Raw genomic sequence first — 23742 nt, forward strand, 5'->3', positions numbered from 1 at the left:
TGGCCATCGCTGGTAGCGTGCCCGCCGTGGTTGAGGTTCAGGATTTCCGTGAGATGGGCGAGGCGCTGGGCAACGCGTGCGCGGTGCTGCGCAGCAACGCCGCCAGTGCCGGATTGGACGCCGAGGTGCCGAACTGTCCCGGGTGGCGGGTGCGCGACCTGGTGACGCACATGGGCGTCGTCCACCGCTGGTCGGCTGCTTTCGTCACCAAGAGCAAACCGCGCCCCGAGAAGGTCGTCGAGGCGGAAGCGGCGGCGTCCGCCGACCTGCTCGACTGGTTCGACGACGGCATGGTCGAGTTGCTGAACGCGTTCGCGTCCGCACCGGAGGATCTCGACATCCGCTTCTTCCTGCACGATGCGCCGCCGCCGCGGGACGCCTGGTTGCGCCGGATGGTGCACGAGACGACGATCCATGCGGCCGACACCATCGCCGCCCGGCTGGGGCGTTCGGTGACCGCCGCCGAGCTGTGGGTGCCGGCTTGGCTGGCGGCCGACGGCGTGGACGAACTGCTGACAGGAGCGGTCCCGCGACGCACCGATCCCCCCGCGCTCGCGGTGGGCGAACATGTGCTGGTACATGCCACGGACGCCGCACGCGCCTGGCTGCTCACCGGCGGCGACGAGCGCACCTCGGCGACCCGGGTCGAGGAGGTCAAGGCTCCTTTGATCGCGGCCAACGTCGATCAGGTCATCGAGGGCAGCGCGGCTGCTGTGTATCTGGCCTTGTGGAACCGCGGTTCCTCGGTCGGCGCCGATGACGCCTGGTGGCGTGGCTGGCGCGAACGCGTCACGATCGTCTGGTCATGAGGCCGGGTATGCGCGGACACTCGAGGCGTCCGTTGGCCAGCATGGACGCCGCCCTCACGGTTAACGATCGGCACGCATGAACCGGATCGAGATCGCCGACGCCGCCGATGCGCGGCTGGCCGACTACGTCTCGCTGCGGGACACCTCACTGCGCAAGGCGCTGGAGACCGAGCGCGGGCTGTTCATCGCCGAGGGTGAGAAGGTGATCCGGCGCGCGATCGAGGCCGGCTATGCGCCGCGGTCGTTTCTGCTGGCCGAACGCTGGATTCCGGGGCTCGGCGACCTGATCGAGCGCTATCCGGACGCCCCCGTTTACGTGGTTACCGAGAAGCTCGCCGAGCAGGTGACCGGCTTCCACGTGCATCGTGGCGCGCTGGCGTCCCTGCATCGCAATGCTCCGACGCCGATGGCCGGCCTGCTGGGAGCGCGGCGCCTGGTCGTTGCCGAAGACATCGTCGACCACACCAACGTCGGCGCGATCATCCGCAACGCCGCCGGCCTGGGCTGGGACGGCGTCCTGCTGGCGCCGCGCGCCGCCGACCCGCTGTACCGGCGGGCGATCAAGGTGAGCATGGGTACCGTCTTCTCGCTGCCGTGGGCGCGCGTGGACGATTGGGCGTCCGCCCTGCCTGCCTTGCGCGAAGCGGGCTTCACCGTGGTGGCACTGGGCCTCACGCCGGACGCCGTGTCGCTGGACGACTACCTGGCCGCCGGCGTCCCCGAGAAGCTGGCCATCGTGGTCGGCACCGAGGGCGCGGGTCTGTCAGGGCGTTGGTTGGCGCAAGCGGACGCCGTGGTGTCGATCCCGATGCAACACGGAGTCGACTCCCTCAACGTGGCCGCCGCAACGGCGATCGCCTGCTGGGCTTTGCGCTGACGTCCTTGCTGGGCGCCTCTGTGGGCCGTGTCTCGAGGTCGCCGGGCTTCTTGCGCACGAGATGAACGGTTGCGCACGATATTTCGTGCGCAACGGTGCACATCGTGCGCAAGAGCGTGAGCTGTGGCTGAACGGCGGCGACGATCAGGGACGCTCCACGTTCTCGTGCTCATCCAGCCATGCGAGGTCGGTGGTGCGGAGGCCCGCGGCCAGCGCAGTGGCTGTCTCCTTCCACGACGTCAACTCGGAGATCGCTCGGTGCGGCTGGCCGGTCGAGAACGAAGCCCGCGCGGCATCGACGAGGTCTTGAGCGCAGATATCTCTGTCGGCCGGTGACAGCGCGAGCATCCACGGGAAGGCTCTGGTCATACGCTCGGCGAGTGAGCCGCGGTCATCGAGGGTCACGGTAAGGAGCTGTGCAGCGAAGTCGAATAGGCGGGAACGCGTCTGGGCCTCTCGCTCAGACATCAGGATCAGCGCCTCGCCGTCGCGGCGAGTCACCGTAATGGGGTGCTTCTCGGCCTCGGCGAAGACCTCAGCGGAGTGCTTGCTTAGGTCCGAGGAACGCCGCGTCCGGGTAGAAGAGCCAGTCGAGAAGGTCATGTCCCCACAATATTCGGAACGTGTTCGGAACTCTGGCGTAAAACGCCCGGGGTGCTGGCAACCGATCGGCGTATGGAGCACACCCCGACGAGGACCGAGCTTCCCGCGCACGATATGAACCGTTGCGCACGAAATTTCGCGCGCAACGGTTCATATCGTGCGCGTGAGTGGAGAGCGCGACAGGATCGGGCGCGCGGGAGTGGGAGTGTGAGCACTCGGCGGCGCGGATCGTGAGGGAGTCTCAGGCGTCCTCGGTGCGGGAGGCGGTGGTGCGCTTGGCGGTCACCGGCCAGTCCTCGGGGTAGAGGTGGGCCAGGGCGGCCACCTGCTCCTCGAGTTTGCGGTAGGAGCGCGAGGACAGCCGGTCGCCGAACACCATGCCGTTGAGGTGGTCGGTCTCGTGCTGAAGGCAGCGTGACAGCAGGCCGGTGCCCTCGATGGTGATCTCGTTGCCCCACGGGTCCTGCCCGACGCAGACGGCGCGGTCGGCGCGGGCCAGCGGCTGGTAGCCGCCCGGGAACGACAGGCAGCCTTCGTCGATCTTCTCCAGCTGGCGGTCCTTGCCTCGCGGCGTGGTCACCACCGGGTTGCAGACCGCGCCGTAGCGGATCCGCTCGTCGGCGTCCGGGCATTCGAACACGAACAGGCTGATGCCGAGGCCGACCTGGGTGGCGGCCAGTCCCACCCCGTGGGCGGCGCGCATGGTGGCGAACATGTCGCGGATCAGCGCACGCAGAGCGTCGTCGAACTCGGTGACCGGCTTGGTCTCCTCATGCATCACCGGGGTGCCCCACCGGGTGATCGGCAGCACGGTGCCACCGGTCATGAGTTCCTCGATCGCCATCTCTTCTCCGTCCGCGTGTGGGTGCCCGGGCAACCCGACCATTCTGGCACGCTGACGCCCATGAACCCCGCACCGGGACTCGCCCGTGACCTGGACGCCTGGGCCGAGCACCTGCGCTGGGAGCGCAACCTGTCCGCGCATACCCGGCGCGCCTATGCGGGTGATCTGCTCGATCTGGCCGCCTGGGCCGCCGCGCGCGGGGCGTCCTCCTGGACCGACCTCGACCATCGCGACCTTCGGGCCTGGCTGGCCGACCTGCACCGCCGGGGCGCCGCCCGCACCACGATGGCGCGCCGGGCCACCGCTGCCCGGGTCTTCTTCGCCTGGACCCACACCACCGGCCGGACGCCGACCGACCCCGGCAGCGCGCTGCAAGCCCCCCGCGCCGACCGCCGCCTGCCACCCACCCTGGACCGCGCCGCGGTCAAGGTTCTCTTCGATCACCTCGAGTCACGGGTCGCCGATCCGGCACCGGGAGGAGGTGGTGTGGACGCCGCACGCGAGCGGGCGATCGCCCGGCGCGACCTGGCGATCGTCGAGGTGCTCTATTCGTCCGGACTACGGGTTTCGGAGCTGTGCGGACTCGATCGCACCGGCATCGACGAAGCACGCGGGTTGTTGCGCGTCCGTGGGAAGGGCGACAAGGAACGGTCGGTGCCGATCGGTGCCCCCGCCCAGCACACCCTTGACGCCTGGCTCGCCGATCGTCACCTGCTGGCCGCGCCGAGCGCCGGCGACACCGTCTTCGTGGGCGCCCGCGGAGCGCGCATCGACCCACGCGTGGTCCGGCGCGTCGTGCATGCCGCTCTCGACGCGGTGCCGGACGCCCCGGGCCTCGGCCCGCACGGGCTACGGCACGCGATGGCCACCCACCTCCTCGAAGGCGGCGCGGACCTGCGCAGCGTCCAGGAGGTGCTTGGGCATGCCTCGCTCGGCACCACGCAGATCTACACCCACGTCACGAACGAGCGGCTCCGCGAGGCGTTCCGCCAAGCCCACCCACGCGCCTGACTCACCACCACTTCTGCGGATCGACGTGGCGTCCGTTCGCCTTGGTCGAGAAGTGCAGGTGGCAGCCGGTGGACCATCCGGTCGAACCGACCGTGCCGACGAGTTGGCCGCGCCCGACCCGCTCGCCGACCCGCACCCGGTAGCCCTGCGCGTGCAGGTACACCGACTGCAAGTCGACGCCACCGATGGTGCCGTGCGCGATGATCAACCGCCAGCCACCGGAGGAGTCGAAACCCACATGGATGACGGTGCCGTCCCCGGCCGCGTGGATCGGCGTCCCGCACGGGGCGGACAGGTCGACCCCCTGATGCGTGCGCCATTCCTTGAAGATCGGATGGAACCGCGGCCCGAACACCGAGGTGATCCGCCCGCGGGTGGGAACCGCCAGCACCCCCGCACCGCCCTCGAAACCGGCACCGGCGAGTGCGCCCATCGCCGCGAGCGCGGCAGCGGCGGCCCGGCGTTGATCGGCGCGCTTCTTCACCTCACCGGCCGCCGAATCCGGCAGCAACCGGACGCCGTCGCTCACCGATACCAGCGGGTCCAGGTACTCCTCGCCCCGTTTCAGTCCCCAGTGCAGGCAGGCCTCCGCCGCACAGGCATGGCCCGCGCTCAGGTGCCCGATCACCTCGCCCGCGGACACGCGCCGGCCCACCGCGACGGCCGCGGTCACCGGCTCCAGCGTCGTCCGGGTCTCGCCGTGGTCGACGACCAGCACCGGGCGTCCGGCCACGGCACCGGCGAAGCTGATCACCCCATCCCGGGGCGCGCGCACCGCTGCCCCGACCGCACCGGCCACGTCGACGCCGCGATGCCCTGCGCCCCAGGCCACCTCGGGCGGATCGAACCCGCGCACGACGGCTCCCCGCAGCGGCCACACCGCACCGGACGCCCACGCCGGCGGCACTCCGACGACCACGGTGATCGCCGCCAGCGCCAGCGTGAGCGCGAGCAGGACGGGTCGTCGAGGACGCCGAGATCGCTTCCGCCATGAAGCCCGTCGAGGTGTGCCGCTGGGACCGGTCCGGGTCGAAGATCGTGAGCGACTGGTGATGTTGACCCGGACGCCCGGGTGGTGAGTGGTCATGTCTTTCCTTCCTCGAGTTCGCGTTCGCGTCCGTGCTCGCACGGCATCGGCCCGCGTTCGTCTCGTTTCGTGCCAGGACATTAGGCAGGGGTTGTCACGCCTCTCGGGCGAGCGCGGAAGGGAGCCCGCCCGCGATCGGTGGGAGAGGGGGCTCGGCAGCGATTGGAGCCAGCGGGAGGGGTGGTTGGCAGAGATTGGAAGGAGCAGGAGGGGACGCTTGGGAGCGATCGGGGGCGGGAGAGGAGGGGCGTCAGCGAGGGAGGGGAGCCCGTCAGGGATCAGCGGGAGTGGAAGGAAGACTCGTCAGCGGTCGATGGGCAGCACGTGCACGTTTCCGCGCAGAGACACCTGCAGCACTGTCCCGATTTCATGCCGGACTGCGCCGTCGGCGTGCGCGACGACCTCTTCGCCGCCGGTGAGTTGGAGCCGGTACAAGGTGGAACGGCCGCGGTAGTCGGCGCCCAGCACCGTCCCGATCGCGACGCCGGGCTCGCTCGGAGCGACGGCGGCGAGGGCGATCTGCTCCGGTCTGGCGAGCACCTCGACCGGGCCGGGGCGCACGTTGGAGGGCACCGATCCTGCCGCGCAGGTGGCGCGCCGTCCGTCGCTCAGACCGGGCAGCACGCTGCATTCACCGAGGAACCGTGCGGTCCAGGCGTCGGCGGGCCGCTCGTAGACCGCGCGAGGCGAGCCGACCTGGGCGACGCGGCCTGCGCGCAGCACGGCGATCCGGTCGGCGATCGAGAGGGCCTCGTCCTGGTCGTGGGTGACCAGGATCGCGGTGGAGCCGGTGCGCCGCAGGATCGCCCGCACGTCGGTGCGCACTTGGGCGCGCAGGGAGGCGTCCAGGGCCCCGAATGCCTCGTCGAGCAGGACGATCGCCGGCTCGGGCGCGAGGGCGCGGGCCAGCGCCACGCGTTGGCGTTCGCCTCCGGAGAGCTCGTGCGGGTAGCGGTGGCCGTAGCCGGGCAGGTCGACCAGGTCCAGCAGGTGCCGCACGCGCTCCCGGCGTGCGGCGCGGTCGAGACGAACGCCGCCGCGCCGCGAACGCAACCCGAACTCGATGTTCGCAGCGACATCGCGGTGCGGGAACAGTGCCGAATCCTGCGGAACCAGCCCCACCCCGCGCCGCTCGGGTGGAACCGAGACATCCCGGTCGCACACCAGGCGTCCGCCCAGTTCGATCCGCCCGCCGTCGGCCGGATGAAGCCCGGCGATCACGCGCAGCAAGGTGGTCTTCCCGCAGCCACTGGGGCCGAGGACGGCGAGCAACTCGCCCGAGCGCACCGTCAGGTCCACCTCGTGCAGCACCTGGGTGGACGCGGCCCGGCGCTCACCGTGGTAGCTCGCGCACAACCCCACGATATCCAGAGCGACGGGAGAGCGGACCGCTGAGGACGAAGAACCAGAAACCGAATTGCTCATCGCCTCCGATCGGGCCGGGCCACCTGGGGCGTGGTGGGGCGCGGTCGCCCGCCTGTCCGGACGACTCATGGAGTCAGTTCGGGGCGGCGCGTCCGGGGCATCGCGGGCGGCGGTCACCGGGGCATCCGGACTACTCATGGCGTCCGTTCGGGTCGGTACGCCAGCAATAGCGCGGGGACGGCCGCGACCCCGATGAGCGCCACCCCGTAGGGGGCGGCGGCACCGTAGGCGGCGATGTCGGTGAGCTGCCACAACCGGGTGGCGAGCGTGTCGACGCCGGTGGGGCGCAGCATCAAGGTGGCGGGGAGTTCCTTCATCACGGTCAGCGCCACCAGCAACGCGCCCGCCAGCACGCCGGGCCAGGCCAGGCGTGCGGTCACCGAGGTCCAGGTCTCCCAGCGGGAGCAGCCGAGGGTGCGGGCGGCGTCCTCCAAGCCGGTGGGCACCTGCCCGAGGGCGGCGCGCGCCGATCCGGCGGCCTTCGGCGCGAACAGGACGCCGTAGGCGACGGCGAGCAGCGGCAGGGTTTGATAGGCGGCCGGCGCGACGCCGAGGGCGAGATAGACCATCGCCAGGCCGGCGACGATCCCGGGCAAGCCGTGGCCCAGGTACATCCCGGTTTCCAGGGCGGCGACGGTGCGAGTGCGGTGCCGGGCGGCGAGCACCGCGACCGGCAGCGCGAGCAGGGTGGCCAGCGCCGCGCCCGCCAACCCCAAGGCGATGGTGGTCCCCGCGGTCTGCAGCAGCCGGGCCGTCTCGACCTCGCGCTCGGCGACGCTGCTGAGCGCCCGCCCGGCCAGCGTCGCCACCGGCACGCCGACCCCCACCGCGAAGACGGCGCCGAGGCCGCCGCACGCCGCGAGCAGCGCCGGCCCACCGAGCCGGACGCGGTCCGCCGTGCCGTACCGGACGCGCTGCGGGGCGATCACCCGGCGCCGGAAGGCCCGCTCGGCGAGCACGATCAGCACCGCGATCAGCACCAGCAGCAGCGACAGGGCGATCGCCAGCGCACGGTTGAAGGTGTCGGAGAACGCGGTCTGGATCGCCCAGGTGAACGCCGGGTAGCGCATGATGGCGACCACGCCGAAATCGGAGATCGTGTACAGCCCCGCGAGCAGGGCCCCCGCCGCGGCGGCCGGCGCGATCTGGGGAAGCGTGGCCGAGATGAAGGCCCGCAACGGCCCGGCGCCGAGGGTGCGGGCCACCATCTCGGGCACCAGATCCGCCCGGGCCAGGGCGGCCGCGACCGGCAGGGTCACGTACGGCGTCGAGACCAGCACCAGCACCACCAGCGATCCCCAGAACCCGCGCAGCAGGGTGAGGCTCACCCAGGCGAACCCGGCCACATAGGACGGGATGGCCAGCGGCAGCGCGGCGGCGACCTGCCACCAGCGCAGCGCAGGAAGCCGCGTCCGCGCCAGCAGGAAGGCGGTCGGCACTCCGAGCGCCAGCGTGCCGGCGACCACCGCGGCGACCAGCCCGATCGTGCTGCCCGCCAGCCGCAGCGTGCGCGGACGCCGGAGCGCGGCGAGGGCGGCGTCCGGTTCTGCGGCGAGTTCGGCGAGCAGGAAGATCACCGGGGTCGCCACGACCGCCACGGTCAGCGCCCCCAGCGCCAGTAGCACGGGGGAGGGGCGATGCCCGGGGTGACCGCCGGGGACGAACGGGGCCGGCGGCGCGAGAGGGCGCGCCGGCCGGCCTCAGGGGTCGCCATGCTCAACCGACCGTCAGGCCCGCCCCATCGACGAGCGCCGCACTCTCCTTGACCGTGCCCAGGTCGGAGAGGTCGACGGACGGTCCGCGCAGCGACTCCAGCGGCGGGACTCCCGCCGGGCCTGCGATACCCGTGACCAGCGGGTATTCGAACTCGTGCTCCACGAAGTAGCTCTGCGCCTCCTGCGACAGCAGGAAGTCCACGAAGGCGCGCGCGCTCGGATTCGAGGCGGCGGGGGCGAGGATGCCGACGCCGGTGGCGTTGACGAGCGCGGCGACATCGCCCGATGCGCCGAACTTGATCTTGGCGCGCATGGTGTCGGCGCCGCGCTCAGCGGCCGCCGAGTACCAGTAGTAGTGGTTGATCAGCCCGAGTTTGACCTCACCCTTGTCAACGGCCTCGAGGATCGCGCCGTTGCGCGCGAACGACTTGGCCTGGTTGGCGGCCAGCTTGCCGAGCCATTGCTTCGTCGCGTCCTCACCGTCGACGAGCCTCATCGCGGTCACGAAGGCCAGGAAGGAGGCGTTCCCCGGCGCGATGCCGACCTGACCCGACCAGCGCGGATCCACGATCGCCGCGGCGGTGGTGGGCACGTCGGCCTCGTCGACCTGCTGCGAGTCGTAGGCGACCACCCGCGCCCGGCCGGTGACGCCCACCCAGGTGTCGTCGTCGGCCGAATAGGCGTCCGGCACCTTCGACAAGACCTCGGCCGGCAGCTCGCTGAGCAGCCCCGCCTCGCCCAGCAGGCCGAGCGCGCCGGCCTCTTGGGACAGGAACACCTGCGCCGGTGTGTTCGCGCCCTCGGTGAGCAGCAACTGGGCCTGCTCGGCGCTCCCGGCGTAGCGGACGTCGGCCTTGATCCCGGAGGTCTGCTCGAACTTCGCGATCAGCGGCCCCACCAGATCCTCGCCGCGCCCGGAGTAGATGACCAGCGAGGACGCCGGAGCGCTCGCCGTGCTGGCGGGAGTGCCGCTCGGTTGGGCCGCGGGGGTGGAGCAGGCGACCAGGCTCAGAGCCAGGCCGGCGGCAGCCACGACCGCGAGGGCCGAACGTCGGACGATGCGCATGATGATGACCTCAACAGGTGGGGAGCCGGATGGACGATCGGGGCCTGCCTCGACGGGCGCCCCGGTCCAAGTGAGGTTATCCTTGGCTTGTCAGAAGGCAGTTCCCCGAAAAATGGGGAGTTGAAAACGCGAGGTCGAGGTGGCATACATGCAGGTTGTGCAGCACACGCGACGCATCCTGATCGTGGAGGACCACGGCGTCCTCGCCGAACTCATCGCGAACGCGATCGATGATGAAGCGGGGTGGGAGTGCGCGGGCATCGCCGATGACCTCGACAGCGCCCTCGCCTCCGCCGACCTCACGCGCCCGGACACGATCATCCTGGACGCGCAGTTGCCCTCCGGCGACGGCGTCCAGCTCGTGCCGAGGCTGCGCGCGCTGGTGCCCGGCGTCCGCGTCATCATCCTGACCGCGCGGCCCCGCCCCGACCACGAGCGGACCGCCTTCGAGGCGGGCGCGGTCGGCTATCTCGGCAAGGACGGACGCCTCGCGGACCTGATCACCGCGATCCGCGAGGCCACACCGGAGGATCCGGCACGCGACCGGCGCCTGCAGGAACGGTCCGATGCCGCCTCGCTGCGTTCCTTGTCGCGGCGCGAACGCGAGGTGCTGGGCTTGCTGGCCGAGGGCCGGCACGTGCAGGACATCGCGACCCAGCTCGGCCTGAGCGTCTCGACGACCCGCGGCTATGTGAAGGCGATCCTGGCCAAGTTCGGTGCGCAGTCCCAGCTGGAGGCGGTCGCGGCCGCCGCTCGTGAAGGCCTCGTGCGGGTCGGTTGATGCGGATCCTGCGCCGGCCATTGGCCCGCTTCCTGTTCGCCACGCTGCTCGCGCTCGTCGTCGTGACCACGGCCAGCGTGGTGGGCGTGTGGTGGGCCGCGCGCGCCGAGGCCGAGCACAACGCCCGGGTCACGGCGCGGTCGTTCGCCCGCGCGGTGGTCTCCCCGCTGCGGGTCACCGACCTGGAGCGCACCACCGATGTGGCGGCGCGGACGCTGCTGGACCGGACGGTCGCGGACATCCTCGCCGAGGGCGAGGTGTACCGGATCAAGATCTGGCGCATCCACGACGACGAGGACATCGCGCGGATCGTCTACTCCGACCTGGACGAGATCGAGGGGCTCCGGGTGCCGGTCAGCTCCTACCTGCGCCGGGCGCTGGAGACCTCCGATCCGGTGGTGGTGCCGCTGCCCAACGATGAAGCGCACGCCCACGAACAGCGCCCCGGCGAGCGCGTCGTCGAGGTCTACCAAACCTTCACCGACGCCGACGGCACCCTCGCGGTCGCCGAGCTCTACCTGATCACCCAGACCGATCAGCGGATCCGGGCGATGCTCACCTACACGCTGCCGGCCGCGATCGGGGGACCGGTGCTGCTCGCGGCGCTGACCCTGCCGCTGTCGGTGCGACTGGCCCGCCGGGTGTCGGACGCCGAGAGCGAACGCCGCGAACTGGTCGAGCGGGCCCTGGCGGCGTCCGAGACCGAGCGCCGCCGGCTGGCGCGGCTGATCCACGACGGCCCGGTGCAGGATCTGGCGGCCCTCGGCGTCCGGCTCGAACGCGCGCAGGCCGGCGGCGGCGACGAGTTGGCCGCCGAGCAGGTGCGCGCCCAGATCGGAAAACTGAGGGACCTCCTGGACGACCTCGATCCGGTCGAGGTCACCGACGATATGAAAGAGGCGTTCGGGTCGGCGGCCGACGGCATGGGCGGCGAGGCGCGCGTCACGGTGACCGGCGACGACCTGGCCGGCGTGGAGAGCCGGATCCGCGCGCTGGTGCACCGGTGCGGGGTGGAGTTGCTGCGCAACGCGCTCACCCATTCCGGCGCCGCGCACGTGTGGATGACGCTCCAGGACGACGGCGGCCGGGTGACGGTGCGGGTCAGCGATGACGGCTCGGGTTTCGACCCGTCCCGGACGCCGCGCGGCCACCACGGACTCACCCTGGTCCGGGCCGCCGTCGAGGACGCCGGCGGCACCATGACCATCACCAGCGGCGCGGAGGGAACCACGGTGGTGCTGCGCCTGCCGCGGCGCGATCTCGCCCCCGGCCTGCCGCGTCCGTGACGGTGCTGTCCGGCCGGCCTGAGCGCGGCGCCGGCACGGGTCAGCGTGGAGATCAGCGCGGGATGTCGGTCTCGATGAGCTCCTGCACCCGGTTCATCAGCGCATCCCAGGCGAGTGACTCGCGGGCGCGGCGGTAGGTGACCACCAGCGAGTAGGCGGTGGTGTCGTCCTGCCAGCCGGAGGTGTCCAGCGGCTGCATCCGCTCGCCGATGACCTGGCTCCAGGCGACCAGGTCCTGGGCCAGTTGCTCGATGCGTGGGTCGTCCGGCGCCCAGTCGATCGACCGGTCGACGCGCAGGTACAGCTCGCGGTAGGCGTCGTCGTCCATCATCTCGACCTGCGAGGCGAGCCAGGCGGCAACGAGTTCGGGGTAGAGGACGCCGATCAGGATCCAGGAGCCGCGATCGATGCTCAGCGTCCGCTCCGAGACGCCGATCACGCGCATGCGCCGCTGCATCGCGGCCAGGCCGGGCGGCAGGAAGGGTTCCTCGGCGGTGAGCGCGGCCAGCGAGCGGCGGGTGCGTTGCAGTTGCTCGATGCGCGCATCCAGCGCGTCCTCGGCCTGGGCGACGGCGGCGAGCAGTGTGGCCCGGTCGGCGTCGAGCAGGTCCTTGACCCGGCCCAGGGGCAGCCCGGCGTCGGTGAGCACCTTGATCCGCTGCAGGTTCACCACCGCCTGGGCGTCGTAGACCCGGTAGCCGTTGGCGGCCCGGGTGGGCTCGGGCAGCAGGCCGAGCGCGTGGTAGTGCCGGATCGCGCGGGTGGTGACCCCGACGTAGTCAGCCAGCCGTCTGATGGTCAGCATCCGGCTCCTTCTCGGGTTCGGGCGCGGCCTCGACATAGCCGCGCAACGAAGGGGCCACGATGGCGTAGGCCGAGACGATCGCCCAGCCGAGGGCCATCGCCCAGGCACCGGTCTGCAGCGTTCCGGCGCTGAGGATCAGCGCCATCAACCCGAGGCCGACCGGGTTGGCCATCATGCTCGCCGCCGAGTAGGCGCCGAACACACGCCCGCGCAGGGCGTCGGGAATCCGCTCGGTCATCACCACGGTGGTCAGCGGCTGCATCAGGCCCGAGGCGATGCCGGCCACCGTCATGCCGACCGCGACCAGCCAGAAGCCGTCCAGGGTCGCGACCAGGACGCCTCCCACCGCGTACAGCAGGTTGGACACCACCCAGGCCGCCCAGCGGCGGTTGCCGAACAGCAGACCATACAGGCCCGAGCCCACCATCGACCCGACCGCGTAGGCCGACAGGGTGAGGCCGAGCTGGCCGGGCGAGGCGAGCGCGGTGAAGTGCGCCGGCAGGATGATCGCCAGCAGCGGGCCGACGACGACCATGGAGGCCAGCGAGATGATCAGCATCGCCTTGAGGGCGGGGGTGCCGAATACCAGGGTGAATCCGGCCAGCACCGAGGTGTCCTCCGACGGCGCCAGGGCCGACGGCACCAGCGGCATCAGCCCGATCAGCACGGCCGCCGCCAGCGAGCAGCCAGCGGTGATCCAGATCACGTCGACGGAGTCGAGCATGGTCAGCAGCCAGCCGGCCAGCGCGGGGCCGGCCAGGAAGGACAGCCCGAAGATCATCCCGCGCAGGGCCGCGATCCGGTCCAGGGTCACCCCCGAGGTCTCGGAGACGTTGGCGAGCAGCGTTTCGCGGGCGGTCATGCCGGGCACGTCGAAGAGGGCGCCCAGGATGCCGAGCGCGATGAACCAGAACGCGTCCAGGCCGACGGCGGCGTCCACGATGGCCAGCCCGGCCACCGAGGCGGCCGAGCCCAGGTCGGCGAGCACCGACATGCGCCGGCGTCCGACCTTGTCGATGAGGTGTCCGCCGACGAAGGCCGAGATGGCCGCCGGCAACGCGCTGACCGCGGCGACGGTGGCCGCCAGCGCCGGATTGCCGGTGCGCTCCAGCACCAGCCACGGCAGCACGATCGCGATCGCTGCGTTGCCGAACAGCGAGGTGGCGGTGGCGGTCAGGTAGAGCGGCAGGGTCGCTTTCGAGTTCACCCGATCAATGATGAAGGTTGACGCGGCGTCAAGGTCAAGCCGGACGCGGTGGCCTCCGGTGGCCGGCTGATCGGGGAGCGGGCGGCCGGGAGGGGCGGTTTCCGTGCGCTGGTACGGTGGCCGGCGGACTAGGCGAGCGAGGTAGGTTAGCCTCACTTATGCAAAGGTTGTGATGACTCTGACTTCTTCCGTGCCGTCCACGGTCGCGCGGCGGTCGCTGGCACCGCGGCGGACCTGGGGCATGTGGCCCACGCTGGCGTTGTGCGTGGCGACGCTGGCGGGCCAGATGGTCCCGGCGCTCGCCTGGACGGCGCTGCCGTTCTGGCTGCTGGTGCCCGGGGCGCTGGTGGTCCGGCTGCTGCCCTCCACCGGCCTGCCCCTCGTGGGCCTGGTGCCGGCGCTGAGCATCTCGGTGGTGGTGCTGGTCTCGTCGGGGTCGCTGTGGGCCGGGGGGTGGACGCCCGTGCCTACGACCGTGGTCGTCGCGGCCCTCGGAGCGCTCTACTCGGTCTTCCACCTCAGCCGGCAGCCGCGTCCGGTGTTCGCGTTTCCGCGCGGCGCCTGGGCCATCACGGCGGCGGTTACCGGGGTGCTAGCCGCCGTGCTGTGGCTGATCTCACTGCCCCGGATCGCGGCGGAGCGGATCGCATTCGGCCCGCTGGTGATGGTGCCGACCTTCACCGCCGCGCTCCTGCTCGCGGTGCTCGCCTTCGGCATCGCGCTGCGGCTGCGTGACACCGGACTGTTGTGGACGATGCTCGCGCTCACCTGCCTGATTCAGCGCGGAGTGGCGCCGCTGGCGCTCGGCGCACCGTGGGCCGACTGGGCCTACAAGCATCTCGGCGTGGTCGAGTTGATCGCCTCCACCGGCGCCCTGCAGCGTGGCCTGGACATCTATCAGGGCTGGCCGGGATTCTTCGCGGCCTTCGCCTGGATCGGCGAGGCCAGTCGCTTGTCCACCATCGCGATGGCGACCTGGTTCACCCTGGCGGTCACCTTCGCCTCGGCGGGCGCGGTCTACCTGCTGGCCCGGGCGCTACGGCTGGAGACGGCGGACTCGCTCGCGGCGGCCATGGTGGCCCTGCTGGCCAACTGGATCGGGCAGGACTACTTCGCTCCTCAAGCGATCGGTTACATCCAGGCGATCGTGGTGGCCGCGCTGGCACTGCGCGCCCGGCGGAGCCGGGCAGCCTGGGTGATGGCGGTGATCTGCTTCGGCGCGCTGGTGATCACCCACCAGCTCACCCCGTTCTGGCTTCTCGGCGCCCTGTTCATTCTCGCCGTGCTGCGCCGGGTGCCCTGGCTGCTGCTGGTTGCCTGCGGCGCGCTGGCGCTCGCCCAGCTGGCGGTCAACTTCGACATCGCCGACGGCTACGGCCTGTTCAGCGGATTCAACCCGGTCAGCAACGCGCAGACCAACTCGGTCGCCTCGACGCCGGGCGCCGAACTGGCCATCCAGCAGATGACGGCGCGGATCGCCTCGGTCGGCCTGTGGGGCCTGGCGATCCTGATCGCGTTCTTGGGATTGATCGAGAACAGCCGGCGGGTCTGGTTCCGCGGCACCGGGCCGGTCGCCGTCGTGCTGGCCTTCTCGCCGTTCGCGATCCTGCTCGCTCAGAATTACGGCGGCGAGGCGCTGCTGCGGGTGATGCTCTACTCGATCCCCGGCTGCTCGCTGCTGGTCGGACCGTGGCTGGCTCGCCAGATCGCGGGTGCGACCTGGCGCCGGCTGATCGCGGGAGCGGTCGCGCTCTTCCTGGCTCTCGTCCCCGGGCACGCCTACTTCGCCACCTTCTACCACTACGGCGTGACCAAGGCCGAGTACGAGGTCGAGGCGCAGTTGGAGCGCTCGGTGCCCGGGCATGCATTCCTCAGCCCGCTGTCGACCTACTGGCCGTCGCGCTCGACCGAAAACTACGCGGCGCGCTACGCCGAGTACTGGGACTACGACCAATCCCTGCAGAACGTGGGCGGAGGGATCAGGCTGCCCGACTACCTGGACGTGCTCGAGGCGCATCTGGAGGAGCGGCCGTCGCCGACGTTCGTCCTGGTCGGGCCCCGGATGGACGCCTTCGCAGCGTATAGCGGCTTTGCGCGTGAGGGCACCATCGAGCGCGTGCGCGGGGAACTGCGGCAACGTGCGCGCTGGGACACGGTGCTTGAGCGCGATGGGGTCTCGGTGTTCCGCTACGTGCCGGAGCATGCCCGGGAACAGGAGGCGGCGCGATGGCTGCCGTGAACGAAGATTTGACGCCGATCCGCTGCGTGACCTGGGCCGTCGAGGACGCCGTGGACGCCGCATTGCAACCCAACGCCGACGGGCGCCTGTTCGTGCTGGCCACGGCGGGCGGTTGGCCGGCCGCCGTGTGCGATGTTCGGGCGGCCACGGCGGCCGAGGCCGCCGGGATCGTCCGGCGCGCCGTCGCCGAGGAGGGGGTGCGCCCGCCGTCGGGCTTCGTCGCGGGACGTCCCACCACCGTCGGGGTCAGCGTGGTGGTCTGCACCCTCGGCCGTGAACCCCGGCTGACCGACACGGTGGCGGCGCTGCTGGCGCAGACCCACACGAACATCGAGATCCTGGTCGTCGACAACGACCCCGGATCCGGGCGGGTGCCCGCGCTGCTGGCCGGCGTCGGAGATCCGCGGCTGCGCATCATCGACCAGCCCCGCCGCGGCCTGTCCGCGGCCCGCAACGCCGGGCTGGCCGAGGCGGGCCATCCGGTGGTGGCGTTCACCGACGACGACGCGCTCCCCGACCCGGGCTGGGTGGCCGCGCTGGCGTCCGTCTTCGAATCCGGCGACCAGGTGGACTGCGTCACCGGGCTGGTGCTGCCCACCGAGGTGGCCACCCGCACCCAGCTGTTCTTCGAGGAGGCCGGCGGCTTCGCGAAGGGCCTGCGCGCGGTGCACTGGCGGCGCGGTGGCACCACCACCGCCCTCGGCACGCAGCCCGGCCCGGAGGGCCTGGCCTTCCCGTTCGACGCCTGCTACGGGTCGGGCAACAACATGGCCTTCCGAGCCGAGGCGCTCCGGGCGCGCGGGGGATTCGACGAGGCGTTGGGCGCCGGCTCGCCGACCCGCGGCGGCGAGGACCTGGACGCCTTCCAGACCGTCTACCTCGACGGCGGCACCGTCGTCTATTGGCCGGCCGCGCTGGTCCGGCATCATCACCGGGCCGACCACGACGCCCTGGTGGAACAGATGTACGGCTACGGGCTGGGCATGGCCGCGGTGGTCGCCAAGCGCCTGCTCAGCTCACCCGCGACCGCGGCCGGGGTGCTCCGCAAGCTGCCCGGAGGGCTGCGCCTGCTGCTGGACTCCGGCTCGAACAAGAACAAGGGCAAGACTGCGGCCTTCCCCGCGCAGGCCACCTGGGCGGAGCGGCGCGGCTACCTGGCCGGCCCCGCGGTCTACCTGGGTGCCCGGATCAGACAGCGCCGCAGCGCGCGCCGACCCAGACAGGAGGATGCCTGATGGGCACCCGTCGACGTTTCTTCGTGACGCTGGCGATCGTGTTGGCCGTGGTGCTGATCGCCGGCGTGCTCGCCGTCACCCGTCCGTGGCAGCCCCGGCCGACGCGCATCGTCGTGCTCTCCGATTCCCTCTCGGAGGGAATGGGAGAGGTGACGGCGCTGGAGAAGACCTGGCCGCACCTGCTCGGCTCGCGGCTGCGCGAGTACCGCCGTGAGGGCGAGTCCGGCGGTACGTGGCTGCCGGCGTCCCTGGGTGGGGACATGTTCGAATTCGAGGCCGGACGCCCGCAGCGCGGCGCCTGGCCGGCCAGGGACGGCGTGGGCGTCCCCGGGGCGGTGGAGGGTGGTTCCGTCAGCTGGGACGTGGGCCGCTTCGACACCGCCGTCGTCCACGTCTATTCCGAGCGGGCCGGGGCGTCGTTCACCGCGACCTCGGGGGACCGGCGGGTCGAGTTCAGCAGTCCGGGCGCCGGGCTGCACAGCTTCGAGGTGGGCGACCTCGGCACCACCCTCACCGTGACCGGTAACGGCGCCATCGTTGGTGTGCTCGGGCGGACGGGTCAGGGCTCGATCGAGGTGTACAACCTCTCTTGGTCCGGCAGCAGCACCTCCGATTGGCTGTGGTGGCTCGATCAGCCGGGGTTGAGGTCGCTGCTGACCACCATCGACCCCGACGTGGTCGTGCTTTCCCTGGGCGGCAACGATTTCTGGAACGACGGGGACCGCGACCGGTTCGGTGCGCACCTGCGTGCGATCCACGACCGGGTCGGCCAGGCGGCGCCGCGGGCGTCCTGGATTCTGGGCACCCAGCCGGTGGCCGACGAGACTTCGGAGACCTCATGGCTCGACTTCCAGCAGGTCACCCTCGACTACGCCGCCGAACTCGGCGTTCCGGTGATCGACCTGGCTCACCGGATGCCGGTGGTCAAGGTGGCCCCGCAGTTGTACGCGCGCGACCGCATCCACCTGACCGACGCCGGGCAGGCCTTCGTCGCCGACCTCGCCGAATCGGCGTTCTACGAGGCGCGGCCATGACGGCGCCCGAAATCGTGGCACCCGGCAAGGTGGGCTGGCGAGCGCGCCTGAAGCGGGCGACGCTGGAACTGGACGCCCTGGCGCTGACCATGTCGACCGGGGTGACGGCCCTGCTCGGCCTGGCCTATTGGACGATCGCGGCGCGCGGATTCCCGATGGCGGAGGTGGGCCGGGCCTCAGCGATCGTGTCGGCGGCCACCGCGCTGGCAACGGTGTCCAACCTCAGCCTGGGCGGGATGTACGAGCGGTTCCTTCCGGTGTCCGGACGCGACACCCGCCGCTATCTTCTGCGCGGCGGGCTGGCCACCGCCGCCCTGGCCCTGCTGCTGGGGTCGGGCTTCCTGCTCCTCGGCCCCACGGAGCGGCTGTTCGTGCACCCGTGGGAGTGGGTGGGTTTCCCGGTGCTGGTGATCACGCTGGCCCAGTTCGCGCTGCTCGACAACACCCTGATCGGCTTGCGCCGGGCGCGCTGGGCCGCGGTGAAGAACATCGCCCACGCGGTGGCGAAGCTGGCGCTCGCGGCAGGGGCCGCGGCGCTGATGCTGATCGGCGGGGAGTCGCTGGTGCTGGCCTGGTCCGCGCCGGCCCTGCTGCTGGTGATCCTCTACCTGCCGGCGGTCTGGAAGCACTGCGGCGCGCCGACCCTGATGAAGGCGGCGCCGTCGCTCCCGCCGGTGCGCGAACTGGCCTCCTACTTCGGCACCAGCGTCGGGATCATGGTGGTCGGCGCCTCGGCGCCGCTGGTGATCCCGCTGATCGTGGTCGACCGGCTGGGGGCCGAACTCAACGCGGCCTTCACGATGGCCTGGACGCTGTTCTCGGCGCTGGCGCTGCTGCTGGGCACGGTGCTAGGCCCCTACATCGCGCAGGCGTCCGCGCCGGGCGCCAACGCGCGCCGGCTGACCCTGCGGTTCGCGGCGATCCTGTCGGCGTTGGCGGTCTTCGGGGCGCTCTTCCTCTGGTTCGGCGCGCCGGTCGTGCTGGGGCTGCTCGGCGAACGGTACGCGTCCGAGACCGAGTCGCTGGTGCGGTTGATGGCCTTGAGCATGCCGCTGTCGGTGGTCGGCATCCTGTACGCCGGCGTGGCTCGGGTGACCCGCCGGCTGAAGCTCGCGATGGTGATGCAGGTGCTGACCACCGTGCTGGTCGTCGGCGGGGTGGTGCTGATCATCGACCGGTTCGGACTGAACGGCATCGGCTACAGCTATCTGGTGGTGGAGGCCGTCGCCGCGGCGATTCTCGCCGTGCCCACCTGGCGGACGATCAGGAGAATGACATGAGTGACCCACTGGTGACCGTGCTGATGCCGGTCTACAACGGCGAGCAGTACCTGGCCGAGGCCATCGACAGCGTGCTGACCCAAGACGCCGCCGACTTCGAGTTGCTGGTGATCGACGACGGGTCGACCGACGGCACGCCCGAGATCCTGCGGTCCTACACCGACCCGCGGCTGCGCGTCGTCCGGGTGGACCACCTCGGGCTGATCGGCGCGCTCAACCACGGCCTGGAGGTCGCCCGGGGCACCTTCCTGTCGCGCACCGACGCCGACGACCTGATGTCGCCGGGGCGGCTGCGGCGTCAGCTGGAGCATTTCGAACAGCATCCCGCGACGGTGGCCTGTGGCACGCCGTACGAGCTGTTCGGCGCCATCGAGGGGATCGTCCGCCCCCCGCGCGGGGCGCGCGCCTGCCGGGCGCACCTCATCTTCGGATCGTCGGTCCCGCATGCAACCGTGCTGATCCGCGCCGACGTGATCCGCCGGAACAACGTGCGCTATCGCGAGGGCTACCTGCAGGCCGAGGACTTCAAGCTGTTCAGCGAACTCTCCGAGTTCGGCGAACTGCGCAACCTGAGCGAGGTCGGGCTGCGTTACCGCCAGCACCCCGAGCAGGTGACCAGGCGGGAGAGCGACGTGATGATCCGCACCCACCTGCGGATCTGCGTGGAGAATCTGGCCGCCCGCGGCGTCCGGTTCAGCGAAGAACGCATGCGGCGGCTGCTGTGGCCCCAAGGCGCCGGGCTGACCGGGGTGCTGGTCTACCTCGTGCGCCGGTTGCCCGTGCTGCTCTACCTCGGTGCGCGCACCGGCGGCCTGGCGGGCGTGGGCCAAGCATTGCTGGTCGGACGCGAGCGCGTCCGCGGTCTACTGCGCCGCTGAGCCTGGCCCAGGGGCGTCCGCTCCCCACGCTACGAGAGTGGTCCCGGCAAGGGCGGACGCTGTTCAGCGGCGGCGCAGGATCTGCGCGTACAGCCACGGGCTGAGCGCCAGCACACCCGCCGCCACCACCTGACGGCGGGCGCCGTCGCGCCACAACCCGACCAGATCCGCAGGCCGGATCAGGGCCCGCGCCGTCCGGACCACCTCGCCGATCTCCGGGATCGCCGAGCCGGCCAACCGGGCGCGCAGCGCCATATTGGACGCCGGCAGCACCACCCCGTCGTAGCGGAAGCGCAGGTGCGCGCGGCGCCAGGCGTCCGCCTCGGGGCCGTCGAACACGCCGGCCGCGGCGAGCAGCGCCTGCACGTGGCCGTCCTGCACGAACAGGTCATGCGTGTGTGGCCCGAACCGCCGCGAGATCGAGGACTCGTTGATCAGGTAGCGGTACAGCGGAGCGTCCACCAGCGCCACCGTCTCGACGGCCAGCGCGATCCGCAGCAGCGGGGCGACATCCTCGTAGACGTGCCCTTCGGGGAAGGGCGCCTCACCGAGCACCGCGCGCCGGAACAGCTTGTTGCACGCGTAGCCGCGGGCCTCGCTGCGCAGCAGCCGCCGGGCCAGTTCGCGCCCGGGCAGCGAGCGCTGGTCGCCGAAGGAGTCCTCGTCGATGCTGAGCCGGGCGCCGGCCTCGTCCACCCGGGCGGTGCGGCACATCGCCACCTCGGCGTCGCAGGCGACCAGGGCGTCCCGCATCGCCTCCAGGAAGGTGGGCTCGACGGTGTCGTCGGAGTCACAGAACCAGACCAGGTCGGTATCGAGCCTGGCCAGGCCCGCATTGCGTGCGGCGGACAGCCCGCGGTTCTCGGGCTGGGTGACCACCTCGACGGCGAGCCCGGCGTCGAGGGCGGCATCCAGGGCGCGGTCCATGGACGCGTCGCCGCCGCGGTCGTCCACCAGGATCACCCGGTCGGCGGCCAGCGTCTGCGCGCCGATCGAGGCGACGCAGCCCGCCACATAGCGTTCCACCCGGTAGACGGGGACGACCACCCCGATGCTGGGGCTCATCGGGCCGCCGCCCGGGACCGCAGGTAGCGCAACGGGCCGGCCAGCATGCCCCGGCGCTCGGCTTGCAGCAGTTCGGCGGGGAAGTCCGCGGGCAGTGCCGCGTTCTTCTTCGAGTCGGCCGCGAAGAGCATGTTCGCCGCGGCGGGGATGCGCGCGGCGAATCCGGCCAGATGCCGCGGCTGGGTGAACAGCAGCTTGGCCAGCGCGGCGGTCAGCCCCACCCCGTAGCCGAAGATCTGCTCCTGCAGCTGGGCGCCGTCGGTGCGGTGGTGATGCCGGACGATGGCCGCCGGGTGATAGGCCACCGCGGCGCCGGACAGGTAGACCCGGCGGCACAGATCGAGATCCTCACCGGCGTGCGTCGGCGTGCCGGGGCCCAGCGCCGGGTCGAACCCGCCCAGCGCGGCGAAGGTGGTGGCGCGCAAGGCGACCACGCCCGAGCCGAACTCGCCGGCGGTGTAGGGGAACGCGGCGCCGCGGCGTCCGGGCACCGCATCGGTGGGGGAGCCCGCCGCCCGCGCGCATGCGGTCAGTGCGGCGTCCAGGGTGGGGTCGTCCGCCGGGTCCCAGTGCGTGGTGGCATACCCCTTCGCGAAGCCGCCGTACTCCTCGAACCGCAACTGGTCGGCCGACTCGAAGCCGGCCGGCAGCACCAGGCCCGTCGCGCAGCCGATGCCCGGGTGCGCGGTCAGGGCGGCGGTGAGCTGCGCGGTCCAGTCCGGATCGGGCACCGCGTCGTCGTCGGTGAACGCGAGCAGGACGCCGCGGGCGTGCGCGGCCCCGGTGTTGCGGGCATGGGACGCCCCGCGGCGCGGTTCGGCGACGACCCGCAGCCGGGGATCGCTGATTCCGTCCAGCAGTGTCGCGACCCCGCCCGAGCCCGGGTCGTTGTCGATGACGAGCAGTTCGTCCATCGGGCCGCGCTGGGCGAGCACCGCGCGCACCGTGGTGGTCAGCAGCGGGTTGCGGCCCAGCGTGCAGATCACCACGCTGACCGTCTCGCCGGTGCCGGTGCCGAGCCCGGACGCCGCGGGCGTGGCAGCCGCGGGTGCGGCAAGACCGTCGGCGGCAGCGACCAGGGCCGGGTCGGCGTCGCGGAGCAGCGTGCGCCAGTCATCGATGCCCTGCGGCACGGCATCCAGGCGCACTCGGGTCTGGCCGAGCGGCCAGCCGTGGCAGCGCACCAGCACCTGCACCTCGGGCGCCTGGACGTCGGGACCCCGCCCGGTGCCGAGGTCGACGTCGATCACCGGGATCGGCGTGAAGCCGGATGGATCCGACGAGGAATCGGTGGCCAGCGAGGAAGCGGTGACCGGGGAGGAAACGTCGGCCGGCGAGGAGTCGTCGGCCAGGCCGGAGGTGGCGACCGGGGCGGAGGGGGCGGCGTCCTGGCCGGTGACCCGGGAGACGCCGCTACTGCGGCCGGAGAGGTAGCCGGCGCCGGTCACGGCCAGGCCGACCGCACAGAACAGGGCGCGGGCCACCCCGCTCGGGTCACCGCCGGCGGCCCGGCGCAGGTAGCGTGCCGGCGCCCGGGTGACCAGCCGGAACGCGTGACCGCGCTCGCTGGACAGGGCGTCGCCGGCGCCGACCAGCGCGGTCAGCGCGGCCTTGGAGCGGCCCTCGTTCCAGCATCTACGGGCGAAGTAGCGCACGGTGCCGCGTCCGGTGGGCACGAGATGGTCGACGGCCGCGCTGGTGTCGCGCACCAGGATACGGCCGGGCAGTGCGGCGCGGATCCGGATGCCGAGTTCGGTCTCCTCGCAGCCGGTCGGCAGTTCGCCGGTGCGCCCGAGCCGCTCGGAGAAGCCGCCGACGGCGTCGAAGGCGTCCCGGGCGATGGCCATGTTGGCGCCGATCGGGTTGCGGATCGAGGCCCCGTCGCTGGGCAGGCCGCGGTAGTCACAGCCGACCACCCAGCCGAACTCCTCGGGCAGCCAGCGCGGCGGCGTCCCGGCGGCCCAGCGCGGGTGGACGGCGCCGCCCACCGCGGCCACGGCGGGATCGGCGAAACGCGCCCGTAGCGCCTCCACCCAACCCGGACGGGGCACGGCGTCGTCGTCGAGGAAGGCCACCACCGCGGCGCTGCTGTGTTCGATGCCGGTATTGCGGCCACCCGACAGGCCCCGCTCACCGGAGTTGGGCACCACCCGCACCCGGGGGAGGCCCTCCCATGCGTCACGCGCGCGGGTGAGCAAGCCTGGGTTATGGTCAATGACTACGACGAGTTCATCGGCCTCGCCGAGCTGGCCGGCGGCGGCCTGCACGGCCTGGGCGAGCACCGGCCAACGCCCGTCGTCGTAGGCGCAGATCACCACCGCCACACTGCTGCGTGCGGGGTCGAAGTCAGGCACCGGGGAGGCCTCGCGAGAGCCAGTCATTTAGGTAAGACTAGCCTAAACAAATCGAACAGATCGCGCTGACCATCTCGTGGCCAGGGTACGCGACGAGGGTGGTGGCGCCGTGACGCCACCAACCTCAACGGTGCTTCAGCG

The 23742-nt window shown here is 71.9% G+C and carries 20 protein-coding genes; 10 read left to right on the forward strand and 10 right to left on the reverse strand.

Going from position 1 to position 23742, the window contains the following annotated elements; all coding sequences use genetic code 11:
* The first annotated feature begins 26 nt into the window (after window positions 1-26).
* Both QM708_RS14560 and QM708_RS14565 read left to right on the forward strand, forming a co-directional pair.
* Window positions 27-809 (forward strand): maleylpyruvate isomerase N-terminal domain-containing protein, encoded by a 783-nt coding sequence (locus tag QM708_RS14560; protein ID WP_415110068.1) that lies wholly within the window; start codon window positions 27-29, stop codon window positions 807-809.
* A gap of 76 nt (window positions 810-885) precedes the next feature.
* Window positions 886-1686, forward strand: coding sequence for a TrmH family RNA methyltransferase (locus tag QM708_RS14565; protein ID WP_415110071.1), 801 nt, complete (start codon window positions 886-888; stop codon window positions 1684-1686).
* Between the two features lie 144 nt (window positions 1687-1830).
* On the opposite strand, the gene QM708_RS14570 is transcribed toward QM708_RS14565, so the two are convergent.
* Window positions 1831-2289, reverse strand: a complete 459-nt coding sequence (locus QM708_RS14570; RefSeq protein WP_415110074.1) for a prevent-host-death protein — start codon at window positions 2287-2289, stop codon at window positions 1831-1833.
* A gap of 241 nt (window positions 2290-2530) precedes the next feature.
* Window positions 2531-3175 carry a peptide deformylase gene (gene def / locus QM708_RS14575; RefSeq protein WP_415110077.1) on the reverse strand — a complete coding sequence of 215 codons (645 nt, stop codon included), beginning with the start codon at window positions 3173-3175 and terminating at the stop codon, window positions 2531-2533.
* An 18-nt stretch (window positions 3176-3193) separates the two neighbouring features.
* Between def and QM708_RS14580 the strand changes: the two genes are divergently transcribed.
* A complete protein-coding gene (locus QM708_RS14580) occupies window positions 3194-4144 on the forward strand; it encodes a tyrosine recombinase XerC (protein WP_415110080.1) in 951 nt (316 codons plus the stop codon).
* 1 nt (window position 4145) lies between these two features.
* Here the strand turns inward: QM708_RS14580 and QM708_RS14585 are convergent, their stop codons facing one another.
* The 4 genes from QM708_RS14585 to QM708_RS14600 form a co-directional block, all read right to left on the reverse strand.
* A complete protein-coding gene (locus tag QM708_RS14585; protein WP_415110083.1) occupies window positions 4146-5231 on the reverse strand; it encodes a peptidoglycan DD-metalloendopeptidase family protein in 1086 nt (361 codons plus the stop codon).
* A gap of 303 nt (window positions 5232-5534) precedes the next feature.
* Entirely contained in the window at window positions 5535-6593 is a 1059-nt protein-coding gene (locus QM708_RS14590; protein ID WP_415110086.1) for an ABC transporter ATP-binding protein, read from the reverse strand.
* 197 nt (window positions 6594-6790) lie between these two features.
* Entirely contained in the window at window positions 6791-8281 is a 1491-nt protein-coding gene (locus tag QM708_RS14595) for an ABC transporter permease (RefSeq protein ID WP_415110089.1), read from the reverse strand.
* 91 nt (window positions 8282-8372) lie between these two features.
* Complete coding sequence (locus QM708_RS14600) at window positions 8373-9437, reverse strand: extracellular solute-binding protein (protein WP_415110092.1); 1065 nt, start codon at window positions 9435-9437, stop codon at window positions 8373-8375.
* A 148-nt stretch (window positions 9438-9585) separates the two neighbouring features.
* On the opposite strand from QM708_RS14600, the gene QM708_RS14605 reads away from it, so the two are divergent.
* Window positions 9586-10218: a response regulator gene (locus QM708_RS14605; RefSeq protein WP_415110095.1), complete on the forward strand. Its 633-nt coding sequence runs from the start codon at window positions 9586-9588 to the stop codon at window positions 10216-10218.
* Window positions 10218-11504: a sensor histidine kinase gene (locus tag QM708_RS14610; protein WP_415110098.1), complete on the forward strand. Its 1287-nt coding sequence runs from the start codon at window positions 10218-10220 to the stop codon at window positions 11502-11504. Before QM708_RS14605 ends, QM708_RS14610 begins: the two co-directional genes overlap by 1 nt.
* Before the next feature lie 52 nt (window positions 11505-11556).
* On the opposite strand, the gene QM708_RS14615 is transcribed toward QM708_RS14610, so the two are convergent.
* A complete protein-coding gene (locus QM708_RS14615) occupies window positions 11557-12309 on the reverse strand; it encodes a MerR family transcriptional regulator (protein WP_415110101.1) in 753 nt (250 codons plus the stop codon).
* The gene (locus QM708_RS14620; RefSeq protein ID WP_415110104.1) at window positions 12284-13516 is read right to left on the reverse strand and encodes an MFS transporter; all 1233 of its coding nucleotides are present in this window, start codon (window positions 13514-13516) and stop codon (window positions 12284-12286) included. Before QM708_RS14620 ends, QM708_RS14615 begins: the two co-directional genes overlap by 26 nt.
* Before the next feature lie 172 nt (window positions 13517-13688).
* Between QM708_RS14620 and QM708_RS14625 the strand changes: the two genes are divergently transcribed.
* From QM708_RS14625 to QM708_RS14645, 5 genes are read left to right on the forward strand one after another with little or no spacing between them, the layout of a single operon-like run.
* Window positions 13689-15755, forward strand: coding sequence for a hypothetical protein (locus tag QM708_RS14625; protein WP_415110107.1), 2067 nt, complete (start codon window positions 13689-13691; stop codon window positions 15753-15755).
* Window positions 15743-16990 (forward strand): glycosyltransferase family 2 protein, encoded by a 1248-nt coding sequence (locus QM708_RS14630; RefSeq protein ID WP_415110110.1) that lies wholly within the window; start codon window positions 15743-15745, stop codon window positions 16988-16990. Before QM708_RS14625 ends, QM708_RS14630 begins: the two co-directional genes overlap by 13 nt.
* On the forward strand, window positions 16990-18024 hold the full coding sequence (locus tag QM708_RS14635) for an SGNH/GDSL hydrolase family protein (RefSeq protein WP_415110113.1): 1035 nt from the start codon (window positions 16990-16992) through the stop codon (window positions 18022-18024). The genes QM708_RS14630 and QM708_RS14635 overlap by 1 nt, the downstream gene beginning before the upstream one ends.
* Window positions 18021-19304 carry a lipopolysaccharide biosynthesis protein gene (locus QM708_RS14640; protein WP_415110116.1) on the forward strand — a complete coding sequence of 428 codons (1284 nt, stop codon included), beginning with the start codon at window positions 18021-18023 and terminating at the stop codon, window positions 19302-19304. Before QM708_RS14635 ends, QM708_RS14640 begins: the two co-directional genes overlap by 4 nt.
* Window positions 19301-20182, forward strand: coding sequence for a glycosyltransferase family 2 protein (locus tag QM708_RS14645; RefSeq protein WP_415110119.1), 882 nt, complete (start codon window positions 19301-19303; stop codon window positions 20180-20182). The genes QM708_RS14640 and QM708_RS14645 overlap by 4 nt, the downstream gene beginning before the upstream one ends.
* Before the next feature lie 63 nt (window positions 20183-20245).
* On the opposite strand, the gene QM708_RS14650 is transcribed toward QM708_RS14645, so the two are convergent.
* Complete coding sequence (locus QM708_RS14650) at window positions 20246-21247, reverse strand: glycosyltransferase family 2 protein (protein ID WP_415110121.1); 1002 nt, start codon at window positions 21245-21247, stop codon at window positions 20246-20248.
* On the reverse strand, window positions 21244-23628 hold the full coding sequence (locus QM708_RS14655) for a glycosyltransferase family 2 protein (protein ID WP_415110124.1): 2385 nt from the start codon (window positions 23626-23628) through the stop codon (window positions 21244-21246). The genes QM708_RS14650 and QM708_RS14655 overlap by 4 nt, the downstream gene beginning before the upstream one ends.
* Between the last annotated feature and the right edge of the window lie 114 nt (window positions 23629-23742).

It is taken from the genome of Propioniciclava sp. (assembly GCF_047602245.1).
Lineage (GTDB): Bacteria > Actinomycetota > Actinomycetes > Propionibacteriales > Propionibacteriaceae > Propioniciclava.

What these genes read in the sequence shown, in the direction of transcription:
- QM708_RS14625 (WP_415110107.1), top strand. Translation starts at nt 13,689, where the DNA reads ATGACTCTGACTTCTTCCGTGCCGTCCACGGTCGCGCGGCGGTCGCTG.
- QM708_RS14600 (WP_415110092.1), bottom strand. Translation starts at nt 9,437, where the DNA reads ATGCGCATCGTCCGACGTTCGGCCCTCGCGGTCGTGGCTGCCGCCGGC.
- QM708_RS14630 (WP_415110110.1), top strand. Translation starts at nt 15,743, where the DNA reads ATGGCTGCCGTGAACGAAGATTTGACGCCGATCCGCTGCGTGACCTGG.
- QM708_RS14585 (WP_415110083.1), bottom strand. Translation starts at nt 5,231, where the DNA reads ATGACCACTCACCACCCGGGCGTCCGGGTCAACATCACCAGTCGCTCA.
- QM708_RS14650 (WP_415110121.1), bottom strand. Translation starts at nt 21,247, where the DNA reads ATGAGCCCCAGCATCGGGGTGGTCGTCCCCGTCTACCGGGTGGAACGC.
- QM708_RS14565 (WP_415110071.1), top strand. Translation starts at nt 886, where the DNA reads ATGAACCGGATCGAGATCGCCGACGCCGCCGATGCGCGGCTGGCCGAC.
- QM708_RS14655 (WP_415110124.1), bottom strand. Translation starts at nt 23,628, where the DNA reads ATGACTGGCTCTCGCGAGGCCTCCCCGGTGCCTGACTTCGACCCCGCA.
- QM708_RS14610 (WP_415110098.1), top strand. Translation starts at nt 10,218, where the DNA reads ATGCGGATCCTGCGCCGGCCATTGGCCCGCTTCCTGTTCGCCACGCTG.
- QM708_RS14640 (WP_415110116.1), top strand. Translation starts at nt 18,021, where the DNA reads ATGACGGCGCCCGAAATCGTGGCACCCGGCAAGGTGGGCTGGCGAGCG.
- QM708_RS14615 (WP_415110101.1), bottom strand. Translation starts at nt 12,309, where the DNA reads ATGCTGACCATCAGACGGCTGGCTGACTACGTCGGGGTCACCACCCGC.
- def (WP_415110077.1), bottom strand. Translation starts at nt 3,175, where the DNA reads ATGGTCGGGTTGCCCGGGCACCCACACGCGGACGGAGAAGAGATGGCG.
- QM708_RS14570 (WP_415110074.1), bottom strand. Translation starts at nt 2,289, where the DNA reads ATGACCTTCTCGACTGGCTCTTCTACCCGGACGCGGCGTTCCTCGGAC.
- QM708_RS14580 (WP_415110080.1), top strand. Translation starts at nt 3,194, where the DNA reads ATGAACCCCGCACCGGGACTCGCCCGTGACCTGGACGCCTGGGCCGAG.
- QM708_RS14635 (WP_415110113.1), top strand. Translation starts at nt 16,990, where the DNA reads ATGGGCACCCGTCGACGTTTCTTCGTGACGCTGGCGATCGTGTTGGCC.
- QM708_RS14605 (WP_415110095.1), top strand. Translation starts at nt 9,586, where the DNA reads ATGCAGGTTGTGCAGCACACGCGACGCATCCTGATCGTGGAGGACCAC.
- QM708_RS14645 (WP_415110119.1), top strand. Translation starts at nt 19,301, where the DNA reads ATGAGTGACCCACTGGTGACCGTGCTGATGCCGGTCTACAACGGCGAG.